The organism is Oceanobacillus kimchii X50 (genome assembly GCF_000340475.1).
GTDB classification, from domain to species: Bacteria; Bacillota; Bacilli; order Bacillales; family Amphibacillaceae; genus Oceanobacillus; species Oceanobacillus kimchii.
The window spans coordinates 3144215-3157246 of the sequence record NZ_CM001792.1; the positions used below are offsets into that span (position 1 = coordinate 3144215).

Consider the following 13032-nt stretch of genomic DNA (forward strand, 5'->3'; position numbering starts at 1 on the left):
CTACTTCCTTAATTTTGGATCCAATGCATCCTGAAGTCCGTCTCCAAGTACGTTAAATGCAAACATCGTAAATGATATAAAGAAGGCCGGGAAGAATAAAGTCCACCAGTTACCGGAAAGAATCGCACCTAATGAATCATTGGCCATGACACCCCAACTTGCAAACGGAGCCTGGATTCCAAGTCCAATAAAACTTAAAAATGCTTCGGCAAAAATGGCTGATGGTACAGTTAATGTCATTTGAACAATAATTGGACCCATCGTATTCGGTAATAAATTCCGCCTAATGATTCTCGATGACTTTGTACCAAATGCACGTGAAGCGAGGACAAATTCATAGTTTTTAATTTGTAAAACCTGTCCTCGCACAATTCGGGCCATCCCAACCCAGCCAGTAATCGTTAGAGCAAGTATTATCGTACCTAAGCTAGGTCCTAATACTACCAGAAGTAAGATAACAACTAATAAGTATGGCAATCCATATAAAATCTCAATAATTCGCATCATTACATTATCCGTGCGACCGCCTTTATACCCGGAAATACCACCCCAAATAATTCCTACGGTAACATCAATCAATGCTGCCACTAATCCAACAAACAGGGAAATTCGCGCACCATACCATGTTCGCGTAAATACATCCCTTCCAGCACTATCTGTTCCAAACCAGTGCTCACTAGATGGTGGTTGATACTGATTAGGTAAGTCCTGTTTATTAACTTCATATGTTGAAATCATTGGTCCAAAAATTGCCATGACTGTAAGCAATACTAAAAATACTAAGCCAAGCATTGCCATTTTATTTTTCACTAATCGTTTCCATGCGTCTTGCCAATAGGAAAGAGAAGGTCTAGCAACGGATTCTGCTTCCAGTGTATCCTTACCTTTCCAAGTAAACCATTCATCTGGAACTGCAGGAGGATTCTTATCGGATAATTCTTCATTGGAACTCATGACGCTTCCCCTCCCTTGCTATTCATTTTTATTCGAGGGTCGAGGATTCCATAAGCAATGTCTACAAGGAATAACATGAAGATTAGAAAAGCACTATAGAATACGGTCGTTCCCATAATTACTGGATAATCCCGTTGATTTATACTTTCGACAAAATATTTACCCATACCTGGAATTGCAAATATCTGCTCAATTACAAATGTTCCCGTTAGTATTCCGGCTAATAATGTCCCCATAATGGTAACAACAGGCATTAATGCATTTCGAAGTGCATGCTTAAAAATAATTTTCCAAGGAGACAATCCTTTCGCCTTGGCCATTTTTATGTAATCTTGCGTAAGAACTTCCAGCATGGTTGAGCGAGTAAGTCTTGCTATAATTGCCATCGGTCCTGTTGCTAACGCTAAAACAGGCAGTACCATATGTGCTGGGCTTTTCCACGTTGCAGTCGGAAATAATTCAAAGTTAACTGCGAGTTGCTGAATAAGTAATGTGGCTAAAATGAAGTTTGGAATAGAGATTCCTAATACTGCAATTCCCATGGTTAAGTAATCTAATATCCCATTATGTCTTAGCGCAGCGATAATCCCTACTAAAACACCTGAAATAACTGCAACAACGATGGTAATAATTCCTAATTCAAAAGAAATCGGAAATCCTCTTGATAATAAATCATTTACAGATTGATTTGGTTGTTTAATGGAAGGTCCAAAATCAAATGTGACAATGGATTTTAAATACAGTAAATATTGCACGTGTGGTGGTTTGTCTAAATTATAATGTGCTTCTAAGTTTGCACGAATTGTTTCATTGGAAGACTGATCACTATTAAATGGTGAACCTGGTATACTCGTCATGAGTACAAAAGTTAGTGTAATAATAATCCAAAGCGTTACTGCCATAATGGCTAATCTTTTTAATATGTATTTCAGCAAACGATGCACCCCCTATAAATTTGCTAACACGTTGTCTGTTTTTGTTTAAGAGAATGTAGTATTCATTGCCAGCTCTGTCATGACTAACATGGCTTGATATGCCTCTTTCATATCTTTTGCACGGAACCTTACCTTTGTTGTTCCTTCAATCAATTCTGTTCCTGGCATAAGATTCGCCCATTCTGCTTGACCATAATTACAAAATTCAATGGTTAATTCAGGTTGTTCTGGTGGTATTAAGGGTTCTACATTACTTGCATTGGTTAATGCTTGTTTCACTTTTTTCTCTAATAATGCTCCTGCTTTCGATGGAGTAAGACTCTTTACTGAAGATCTTGAAATTGACTCTTTGACGATGGCGGTTGTAACTCCTGGAATCAATTCTTCCGCTTCCATCGCAGTGTAATCATCGCCAGTAACCAATAAGACTGGAACATTGTAATATCCTGCTAAGTAGGCGTTCATCCCCATTTCACCAATACAATGATCATTAATGAAAAAATTTCTCACCGCATGAATCATTGAATGCGACATTACTCCTGGGCTTCCTGCCTGCGAATGATAACCAACTAAAAAAGCACCCGTAAATGAATAATCCAAACCTTGTACCATAGAAAAAGGCTTTACTTCTCCAATAATCAAGTGGCAATCTGGATGAATGTCTTCAATTAGGAGATTGTTCATTTTCGAGTGACTGTCATTTACAAGCACTTCTTCACAACCAGAATCAAAAGAAGCTTGAATAATGTAGTTCACTTCTTTTGTCATGATTATCCTAGAACGCTCATAATTATGGCTATTTGCATCAACAAAGGTATAGTCTGGTAGTCCGGTAATACCTTCCATGTCTATCGATATGTATATTTTCATGTTGTCTCACCCACCTACACTATTGTTAATTTTCTATTAATTTTATCATGTTTTTTTAATTATGAGAAGTTTTATATTTTGTATTAATCTGAATATTTTTCAAATAAGTGGACATAATAGAATTAAAATGGGATATGTAGATTTCTTTTAATCAGGAAATTTTTTCCCGAAACACGAAAAAGTAGATGCGTAATAACACATCTACTTAAGAAATAATTTTTCAGATAATATTTGATTAATCCGCAGCTATTTCATTTGATTCTTTTGCGGTGGTTACATAGAGTGGTTGTACAATTACTCCGTTCTCATCCACTCTCTTGATATCTGCTCCAAGCGCTGCTAACTTATCAACAATATCAACATAGCCTCGGTCAAGATGTTTAAGCTCAGTTACACGTGTGTATCCATCACTTACAAGTCCAGCTAAAATAAGGGCCGCTGCCGCACGAAGATCTGTTGCCGCTACTTCAGCACCTTGTAATTCTGAAATACCTTCAATAATTACACTGCGTCCTTCAATTTTAATATTGGCATTCATGCGACGAAACTCTTCTACATGCATAAATCGATTTTCAAAAACAGTCTCTGTAATCACACCTGTGCCTTCTGCACGTAGCATTAGTGACATCATTTGTGATTGCATATCTGTAGGAAAACCAGGATGTGGTAATGTTTTGATATCTGTTGATTTCAATTGCTCAGGTCCAATAATACGTAACCCGCCATTCTCATCAATTACGTCTACATTCATTTCTTCTAACTTTGAAATCACAGAGCGTAAATGTTCACGCATCGCATTCTCAATGAATACATTACCTCCAGTTATTGCAGAAGCTACCATAAAAGTACCTGCTTCAATACGGTCAGGTATAATCATATGCTCCGTACCGTGAAGCTTTTCCACACCAATAATACGGATTGTTTCCGTACCTGCTCCAACGATATTCGCACCCATCTTATTAAGATAATTTGCTAAGTCAACAATTTCCGGTTCTTTTGCAGCATTTTCAATTACTGTCTTTCCTTTTGCAAGTGCTGCAGCCATCATAATATTTTCTGTCGCACCTACACTTGGCATATCAAGATAAATCTTCGCACCTTGTAATCTGCCATCGACTTTAGCTTCCACATAGCCGTTACCTACATGGATATCTGCTCCCATTGCTTCAAAGCCTTTAAGGTGTAAATCAATTGGTCGAGAACCAATTGCACATCCACCTGGCATAGCAACTTTCGCGTGTCCATAACGGGCCAATAGTGGTCCCAAAACAAGTACAGATGCACGCATTTTTCTCACATATTCAAATGGGGCTTCTGTCTCTAATTGTTTTGATGCATTAATATTTACTGTTTTTGTAGCTGAATCAAATTCAACATCTGCATTAAGATTACGTAATACTTCATTAATTGTATATACGTCTGCTAAAACTGGTACTTCTTTAATAACGCTTTCCCCTTCACTCGCAATTAAACTTGCCGCTAAAACAGGTAGTACAGCGTTTTTAGCACCTTCAAGCCGCACGGTGCCATTCAATTGGTGTCCGCCACTTACGATGATTTTTTCCATGTTATAAATCCCCTTCAGATCCAATTTCCCTATATTAATATTCATGTATTAGGATAGGTGTTCCTATCGTGTATTTCTCATTTCCTGCTTTGTCTTCTATAATAGCTATTTGTACATTTATCGGTTTGTCATTTACAGAATAAAAATCATCCCATAAATCTGTATACCCATAAAATGACTTTTTAATCGTGGACTTTGCTATATTGTCGTACTGTGTTGTTGTATGTCGCAAATTAAAATAATTTATTGCATTTTCTATAAAAACATCACTATTTATTATATCATTATCTAATGAGTTCAGACAAGTATATGATTGAGCTAATTTTGTAAACAATTTATGAACAATTTCATTCTTTGTTGTTATATACGTTTCTTTTATTTCCTCGCTCCAATCAGCCCCTTCTAAAAGAGCGATAATTTCTGCCTGTGATGACGATTCAATTGGCAAAATCACTTTATACAATACGTCAATCCCATTTGTTTTATGATCGTTTTTAAAAATGTATTTTATACTTTTTTCATCCGTTTTTTTCTCATGGGGAAACTCATCTTTAAGCTGTTCAACTAACTGCTCTCCTTTATGTACTGTTATAGATTCCTTTATGGTAACTTGCCAATTTTCAACCTCTAATTGCTGCTCTATCGCAAAGTTTCCGAGAGCTATCATCTCGTCTCCCTTTAAATCTGATGCATGTGTTGTTGTTAAAAATAAAGAAATGGATATAAAAAAGAATAAAAGTCTATTAAACATGAAAAAATCCTCCTATCAAATCTATTAATCTTAGTTTTGACAGAAGGATAATTTTACATACGATACAAATTCCGACATTATATTAAAATGAAAGCTCTGCTATTTGCTGAGCTAAATAGGATTTTAGAAAAGATAAGTTAAATCTCCGGACCACTGTAGTACTTCTAAGAAGAAGCGACTAACTCCTGCTCCAATGACAATCGTTAGAAACAAAAGAAAAACCCTTGCTTCTCCCGATCTTCCTTTTTTAAAAATATAATCAATGTTTAACGCCATCACTAGACGCCAAGTCATATAAATAAAAAATAAATGAGAAAAGATACTAATTAATGCCATTTGTCCAACTGAAAACATACGTACCACCTTTCTTTCTAGTAAATACTTTGACAGGTGGACAATAAAAAGTCAATTGATTGCTAACTATTACTTTCTTTTATTAAGGTTGTTTACATTTCCCGGGAAATATCGACAATTTGTTTTTGGAAAGAGAGATTAGTTGAAAATATGATGGTAAATGCTAGCTAGTAGGATTAATAGAAGAAATACCAACTTTCTATCTTAATTATAGAACCTTGTCAGGTTTTAGAACTGCTCTATTGACAACGTACAGACTGAATATTTTCTATTAAAATACAAAAACTCCTGCAAAAAAATTGCAGGAGTAGTTTTTAGTATTACTTGCCTACGTCGAGGCGATTAATTGCTCTTTTGAGTGCTAATTCGGCCCGAGCTTTATCAATATTATCCTGATTTGCCTGAAGACGTCTTTCCGCACGATCTTTTGCTTCTTTTGCACGTTGAACATCGATATCACTTGCAGTTTCAGCAGATTGTGCAAGAATGGTTACTTTTTCAGGCTGCACTTCCATAAATCCACCACTTATTGCTAAATATTTAGTATCATTTCCCTTTTTCAAGCGAACTGCACTAATTTGAAGTGGAGAAACTAATGGAATATGTCCAGGTAAAATACCGATTTCACCAGTTTCAGCTTTACAAACTACCATTTCAAAGCTTTCTTCTAAAACCGGGCCACCAGGAGTAACAACACTCACTTCTAGTGTTCTCAATGTAACCCCTCCTAAGAGACGGGATGGAAGTGCTCGAAAATTAATTCAGGCATTTAAAGATTTTTTAAATCCTTTTACTTCCAGACCGAATATTATTCCATTCCTTTTGCTTTTTCTACAACTTCTTCAATACGTCCAACTAGACGGAAAGCATCCTCTGGAAGATCGTCATATTTACCTTCAAGAATTTCTTTAAATCCTTTTACAGTCTCTTGAACAGGAACGTAAGAACCTGGTTGTCCAGTGAACTGCTCCGCTACGTGGAAGTTTTGTGATAGATAGAATTGAATTCGACGTGCACGTGCAACGACTAATTTATCCTCATCGCCCAACTCATCCATACCAAGGATTGCGATAATATCTTGAAGTTCACGATATTTTTGTAGTGTTTGCTGTACTTGTGTTGCTACTTCATAATGCTCTTTTCCAACAACCTCTGGGTCAAGTGCGCGTGAAGTAGACTCTAATGGATCCACCGCCGGGTAGATACCTTGCTCAGACAATTTACGGTCAAGGTTTGTTGTTGCATCTAAGTGAGCAAAAGTTGTAGCCGGAGCCGGGTCAGTGTAGTCATCGGCTGGTACATAAATTGCTTGAATAGATGTTACAGAACCTTTGTCTGTAGATGTAATACGTTCCTGTAATTGTCCCATTTCTGTAGCTAGAGTAGGTTGGTAACCTACCGCTGATGGCATACGACCAAGTAGTGCGGATACCTCAGAACCTGCTTGTGTGAAGCGGAAGATATTATCAACGAACAATAATACATCTTGGCCTTGCTCATCACGGAAGTATTCTGCCATTGTTAAACCAGTTAATGCTACACGCATACGTGCACCAGGTGGCTCATTCATTTGTCCGAATACCATCGCTGTTTTAGCAATAACTCCAGAATCGCTCATTTCATAGTATAAGTCATTTCCTTCACGAGTACGTTCACCAACACCTGCGAATACAGAAATACCACCATGCTCTTGTGCGATGTTGTTGATTAATTCCTGAATTAATACTGTTTTACCTACACCTGCTCCACCGAACAGACCAATTTTTCCACCTTTAATGTAAGGTGCTAGCAGATCTACTACCTTAATACCTGTCTCTAAAATCTCGGTTTCTGTAGATAAATTTTCAAAGTTTGGTGCTTCGCGGTGAATTGGATCGCGACGGACTCCTTCTTCTAAAGGTTCGTCTAAGTCTATATTTTCACCTAATACATTAAATACACGACCTAGTGTTACGTCACCAACTGGTACAGAGATTGGACGACCAAGGTTTTCCACCTCTGCGCCACGCTTAAAACCATCTGTTGAAGACATTGCGATGGTACGTACACTATTGTCACCTAAATGAAGAGCTACTTCTAGTGTTAGTTCTTCACCACTGTCACTACGGACAACTAAAGCATTATTTACTTCTGGGAGTTCAGCGTCTTCAAAACGTACATCGACTACTGGTCCCATTAACTGTGTAACGCGTCCTTTGCTCATCTATTTCCCTCCTAACTTACTGTCCACACGGTGTAATACTATTCTAGTGCTGCTACCCCACCAACAATCTCTGTGATTTCTTGTGTAATAGCTGCTTGACGTGCACGGTTATATGATAGGGATAGATCATCAATTAGATCCGAAGCATTATCCGTTGCACTACGCATTGCAGTCATACTAGCCGCGTGTTCACTTGCTTTTCCATCAAGTAATGCTCCAAAGATTAGACTTTCTGCATACTGTGGTAAAAGTACTTCCAAGATTTGCTCTTGGTTTGGATCAAACTCGTAGTCAGATGTAGCCGTACCACTTTCATCCAAATTCTCAATTGGAAGCAATTGTTTATTTGTAACCACTTGCGAAATTGCACTAACATAATGGTTATATACAATATTTAGCTCATCAATATCACCATCTGCATACATTTGAACTGTTTCAGACGCTAGTTCTTTTACATCTGCAAATGTTGGGTGATCGGGCACACCTAGTACACTTTTTGATACTGGCAGGCCACGTTTTCGACAATAATCATATCCTTTTCTTCCAAGTACAATGATGGTATATTCGTCGGTACTATTATGTTTTTTATCGATTGTGTTAACTAGATTTTTTAAGACGTGACTATTATATGCGCCTACAAGACCACGATCTGAGGTCACAATTAAATAGCCTGTCTTTTTCACTTCACGTTTCGTTAGCATTGGATGCTGTGCATCTGTATTTGCATTTGCAATACTGCTTACAACCTCTTGAAGTTTATCTGCATATGGAACAAATCCACGGGCATTTTGTTCCGCTTTTGACATTTTGGAAGCCGAAACAAGTTCCATTGCTCCTGTGATTTGTTTCGTTTTTTTCGTAGATTCGATTCTACCTTTTAATTCTCTTAGTGATGCCAAGCTCTTTCACCACACTTTCCTATCAGGAGTGGGGGCCGAGAAATGATTATTCGACCCTTTATACTCTATACCGAAACTTCATTATTCGATTTATTAGTTATTAGATGGTAAAAATGTTTTCTTAAATGATTCAATCGCATCATTAAACTCACCTTCGTCTGGCAAATTACCCGTTTCACGAATAGAAGTAAGTAATTCATTACGATTGCTTTCCAACCAAATGTTTAATTCTTCTTCAAAACGTTGAATATCTTCTACAGGAATATCATCTAAGAAACCACGAGTTAATGCATAGATAATAGCTACCTGTTTTTCAACTACCATGGGTTTATGAAGACCTTGTTTTAACACTTCAACTGTACGTTGACCGCGATTTAGTTTCGCTTGTGTAGATTTATCCAAGTCTGAACCAAATTGAGAAAATGCTTCTAATTCACGGAAAGACGCAAGGTCAAGACGCAATGTACCTGCTACTTTCTTCATCGCCTTGATTTGTGCAGATCCACCTACACGTGAAACGGATAAACCAGGGTTAATCGCTGGACGAACCCCAGAGAAGAATAGATCCGATTGTAAGAAAATTTGTCCATCAGTAATGGAAATTACGTTCGTCGGGATGTAAGCTGCAATATCACCAGCTTGTGTTTCAACAAATGGTAATGCAGTTAAGGAACCGCCACCTTTTGCATCACTTAACTTAGCTGCACGCTCTAATAAACGAGAGTGTAGGTAGAACACATCCCCAGGGAATGCTTCACGACCCGGTGGACGACGTAATAGTAAGGAAAGTTCACGATAAGCTACAGCTTGTTTAGATAAATCATCATATACAACTAAAACGTGTTTTCCGTTATACATGAACTCTTCACCCATTGCTACACCAGCATACGGAGATAAGTATAGTAATGGTGCAGGATCTGAAGCACCTGCAGTCACTACGATTGTGTTATCAAGTGCACCGTGCTTACGGAATGTTTCTACTGTATTACGAACAGTTGATTCTTTTTGACCGATAGCTACATAAATACAAATCATATCCTGATCTTTTTGATTCAAGATGGTATCTACAGCTACTGTTGTTTTACCAGTTTGACGGTCCCCGATAATTAACTCACGTTGACCACGTCCAATTGGAACTAACGCATCAATCGCTTTAATACCTGTTTGAAGTGGCTCATCTACAGATTTACGATCCATAACTCCTGGAGCAGCCGCTTCGATTGGGCGAGTTTTTGATGTTTCAATTGGGCCTTTGCCATCAATTGGCTGACCAAGTGGGTTAACCACACGACCTAATAATTCCTCACCTACAGGTACTTGCATGATACGGCCAGTACGGCGAACTTCATCGCCTTCTTTAATTTCTGTATAAGGTCCAAGGATAACGATACCTACATTACTTTCTTCTAAGTTCTGTGCTAATCCCATAACACCGTTAGAGAACTCAAGTAATTCCCCAGCCATAGCATTATCAAGACCATGAGCACGTGCGATACCGTCACCGACTTCAATAACTGTTCCAACATCACTTACTTCAATGTCAGAATCAAAGTTTTCAATTTGCTGTTTAATCAGTGTGCTAATTTCTTCAGCATTAATGCTCATACCATTTCACCCCTATCATCATTTGTTAGCAGACACGATGCTACGTGAAATGCGGTTTAGTTTATTACTTACCGTTCCATCGTAAATCGTATTTCCGACTCTTATTTTCATACCTCCGAGAATCTTAGGATCGACAACATTCGTAATCTGAACGCTTGTTTTTCCTAAACGTTTAGCAAAGGATGTTTGAAGTTGTTCCTTTTCATCGGTACTTAATTCTCGAATGGAATAGACGGTTGCATCTGCAATTCCTTTTGCATCGTTTACCAAAGCGACTAGGTGATCAACAATAGATGGAATGGTAGATGTACGATGACGATCAACTAGTAATTTCAACGTATTTACCACAACCTGATCAGTCCCTTTAAACACATGAGTTAAAAGCTGTTTCTTCTTCTCATTGTCAATCTTTGGATGCTTCAGGAAAACATTTAGTTTTTGATCATTTGTAAATATTTGTCGAACTACAAGAAAATCTGCTACTAATTGGTCTAATGAATTCTTCTCTTTACCGAGCTGAAAAAGCGCATCTGCATAACGTTTTGCTACTACGGAGTTACTCATCGCTCTTCCCCAACTTCTTGAATGTATTCATTAATTAGTTTTTCTTGATCTTGTTCGCTAAGTTCTTTTTCAATAACCTTACTTGCAATTAATACAGATAAGGATGCAACTTTATCTTGTAACGCTTGAATAGCTCGTTCTTTTTCATTTTGAATATCTGCTTGCGCTGCTTCTTTAATACGATTTGCTTCTTCCCTCGCTGAATCGATGATGGCTTGCTCTTGTTTTGCTCCTGCAGCCTTCGCGTCTTCTATCATTTTCTGCGCTTCTGCTTTTACTTGATTTAATTGCTCAGCTGCTTCTTTAGAAGCTTTTTCTGCTTCTGCACGACTTTGCTCTGCTGATTCAATTTCATTGGCTACGTAATTCTCACGCTCTTCCATTTTATTCATTAATGGTCCCCAAGCAAATTTCTTCAGTAACGCTAGGAGAACAAGGAAGAAGAATAATTGAACTAACATATCTGGCCAACGTAAACCACCGACACTAGCTCCAATGTTTAACAAGTCAATGTATGAATGCACCGATCCCACTCCTTTCGCTAATAAATCACATCTATGGTCTGATGTATAAATTCTACATCGTTACTCTTGCATAAAGGAATGGCGAAGATTCTTTGTAGCTGAACTTCGCCATTATAATTCTAGGAAAAATTGCGATTTACATTACCATAAACGCGATAACTGCTGCGATGATCGGAATCGCCTCTACTAATGCTACCCCGATAAACATTGTACCTTGTAGTGCACCACGTAATTCTGGTTGACGTGCAATACCTTCTACTGTTCTACTTACGATCATACCGTTACCAAGACCTGCTCCTAATGCTGCTAAACCAATTGCAATTGCTGCTGCTAAAGCTCCCATTGATAATTTCCTCCTTTTATAATAAACCTAATAAATTATTTTTTATTAATGGTCACTGCTCACTTTGTGAGACATATAAACCATTGTTAACATAACGAATACGTAAGATTGGATGGCTCCAATAAATACACTAAATCCTTGCCATGCCAGCATTGGAAGCGCTGATCCTAAGAATCCAAATACACTAGCTGTTCCAAGTCCTACTAGTAAACTTAATAATATTTCACCTGCATAAATGTTACCAAACAAACGAAGACCCAACGTTAATGTGTTGGTGAATTCTTCTACGATTTTAAATGGCAACATGAGTGGTACTGGGCTCACATATGTTTTCAAATAAGCTTTTGTACCTCTTAACTTAATACCATAATAGTGTGTTAATGCAATAATCATAGTTGATAGTGTTAATGTCATAACCGCATCTGCAGTAGGTGATTTCCACCACAGGTCATGTCCAACTACCCCAACCGTTGCAACACCTATTAAATTACTAACTAGAATATAGAATATTAGAGTTAGTCCAAGCGGAAGAAATATTCTTCCAGTTTTCCAATCCATGTTGTCTTGTATGATACCCCTAACGAATTCTACAGCCCATTCCATGAAGTTCTGTATTCCTTTCGGTTTCATCTGTAACTTTCTGCTTCCCCATACGCAGAAAACAAAGACAATAAGACACACGATAAATGTCATCATGAGGTTAGAAAGGTTAAGATTCGCACCCGGTATCCCAAAGATATCATGCACTATTGGATTTTCGTGATCCAAGATTATCACCCCTTTACTAAAACTATTTGTAAGTAAAAATGGAATACTGGAAAGGATTAGTCTTCTTTCTGGTTACGTAAAGATAATTGATAAACAATGATATCTAACGCCATAACAAAATAAGAAGAAAGAATCCCAATGATTACAGCTATAAAGTGGAAGTGTTCTTCAAATCGCATCGCAATCATCACTCCCAACACTGCGGCGGCCATTCTTGTAAACGTACCTAATCCTCCTCTGGCCTTCCCACCTGCTGCAACTGTTTCCCCAAGTTTTGCTGACTTGCTCTGTAGTAACCACAAGTTATAAAGACTAATGATACTACCTAGGATTAATCCGAAAAAAACACGGGGATATGGTAGAAACCCAGCGCAAAGCACTAATATTGCTAGTAAATAAAACATCCATTGACGCTGTCGGGTTATCATTTTATCATAATTAGACATTATATTTGCTACACTCCTAAACCCGGTAAAAGACTACCAACTCACATTTGCATCCGTTTTCAATCAAATCGGGGAAAATCTCTTGCTAGGTAATATTACTTGTAGTTTTAGATGCGGAGGTGTTACATTCATTGCATCTATGTATTTGAAGTCAGAAGGATCCATTGTTCGCTGTTTCATAACAGGGGATAATTTCGCGAACAAAAATTGGCTAAAAAAGCTGTTTCTCCTCACTCCACACTAAACAAG

General features: G+C 37.8%; 15 protein-coding genes. All 15 read right to left on the reverse strand.

Going from position 1 to position 13032, the window contains the following annotated elements; genetic code table 11:
• The 15 genes from C794_RS16075 to C794_RS16145 all read right to left on the reverse strand — a co-directional run bounded on the left by C794_RS16075 (position 1) and on the right by C794_RS16145 (position 12783).
• Complete coding sequence (locus C794_RS16075; protein WP_017798188.1) at positions 1 to 954, reverse strand: ABC transporter permease; 954 nt, start codon at positions 952 to 954, stop codon at positions 1 to 3.
• Positions 951 to 1889 carry an ABC transporter permease gene (locus tag C794_RS16080; RefSeq protein WP_017798189.1) on the reverse strand — a complete coding sequence of 313 codons (939 nt, stop codon included), beginning with the start codon at positions 1887 to 1889 and terminating at the stop codon, positions 951 to 953. The genes C794_RS16075 and C794_RS16080 overlap by 4 nt, the downstream gene beginning before the upstream one ends.
• Before the next feature lie 45 nt (positions 1890 to 1934).
• Complete coding sequence (locus tag C794_RS16085; RefSeq protein WP_017798190.1) at positions 1935 to 2759, reverse strand: M55 family metallopeptidase; 825 nt, start codon at positions 2757 to 2759, stop codon at positions 1935 to 1937.
• Between the two features lie 235 nt (positions 2760 to 2994).
• Positions 2995 to 4326, reverse strand: a complete 1332-nt coding sequence (gene murA, locus C794_RS16090; protein ID WP_017798191.1) for a UDP-N-acetylglucosamine 1-carboxyvinyltransferase — start codon at positions 4324 to 4326, stop codon at positions 2995 to 2997.
• A gap of 34 nt (positions 4327 to 4360) precedes the next feature.
• Entirely contained in the window at positions 4361 to 5077 is a 717-nt protein-coding gene (locus C794_RS16095; protein ID WP_017798192.1) for a YwmB family TATA-box binding protein, read from the reverse strand.
• Between the two features lie 123 nt (positions 5078 to 5200).
• A complete protein-coding gene (locus C794_RS16100; RefSeq protein WP_017798193.1) occupies positions 5201 to 5431 on the reverse strand; it encodes a DUF1146 family protein in 231 nt (76 codons plus the stop codon).
• Positions 5432 to 5751: 320 nt separating this feature from the next.
• Positions 5752 to 6147, reverse strand: a complete 396-nt coding sequence (locus C794_RS16105) for a F0F1 ATP synthase subunit epsilon (protein WP_017798194.1) — start codon at positions 6145 to 6147, stop codon at positions 5752 to 5754.
• A 92-nt stretch (positions 6148 to 6239) separates the two neighbouring features.
• Positions 6240 to 7634: a F0F1 ATP synthase subunit beta gene (gene atpD, locus C794_RS16110; protein WP_017798195.1), complete on the reverse strand. Its 1395-nt coding sequence runs from the start codon at positions 7632 to 7634 to the stop codon at positions 6240 to 6242.
• Between the two features lie 38 nt (positions 7635 to 7672).
• The gene (gene atpG, locus C794_RS16115) at positions 7673 to 8533 is read right to left on the reverse strand and encodes an ATP synthase F1 subunit gamma (RefSeq protein ID WP_017798196.1); all 861 of its coding nucleotides are present in this window, start codon (positions 8531 to 8533) and stop codon (positions 7673 to 7675) included.
• Positions 8534 to 8626: 93 nt separating this feature from the next.
• Positions 8627 to 10138: a F0F1 ATP synthase subunit alpha gene (atpA, locus tag C794_RS16120; RefSeq protein WP_017798197.1), complete on the reverse strand. Its 1512-nt coding sequence runs from the start codon at positions 10136 to 10138 to the stop codon at positions 8627 to 8629.
• An 18-nt stretch (positions 10139 to 10156) separates the two neighbouring features.
• The gene (locus tag C794_RS16125) at positions 10157 to 10702 is read right to left on the reverse strand and encodes a F0F1 ATP synthase subunit delta (RefSeq protein ID WP_017798198.1); all 546 of its coding nucleotides are present in this window, start codon (positions 10700 to 10702) and stop codon (positions 10157 to 10159) included.
• The gene (atpF, locus tag C794_RS16130) at positions 10699 to 11226 is read right to left on the reverse strand and encodes a F0F1 ATP synthase subunit B (RefSeq protein ID WP_017798199.1); all 528 of its coding nucleotides are present in this window, start codon (positions 11224 to 11226) and stop codon (positions 10699 to 10701) included. The genes C794_RS16125 and atpF overlap by 4 nt, the downstream gene beginning before the upstream one ends.
• Before the next feature lie 136 nt (positions 11227 to 11362).
• Complete coding sequence (gene atpE / locus C794_RS16135; protein ID WP_017798200.1) at positions 11363 to 11569, reverse strand: F0F1 ATP synthase subunit C; 207 nt, start codon at positions 11567 to 11569, stop codon at positions 11363 to 11365.
• Positions 11570 to 11614: 45 nt separating this feature from the next.
• On the reverse strand, positions 11615 to 12337 hold the full coding sequence (atpB, locus tag C794_RS16140; protein ID WP_017798201.1) for a F0F1 ATP synthase subunit A: 723 nt from the start codon (positions 12335 to 12337) through the stop codon (positions 11615 to 11617).
• A 56-nt stretch (positions 12338 to 12393) separates the two neighbouring features.
• Positions 12394 to 12783, reverse strand: a complete 390-nt coding sequence (locus C794_RS16145; RefSeq protein WP_017798202.1) for an ATP synthase subunit I — start codon at positions 12781 to 12783, stop codon at positions 12394 to 12396.
• Positions 12784 to 13032: the final 249 nt, after the last annotated feature.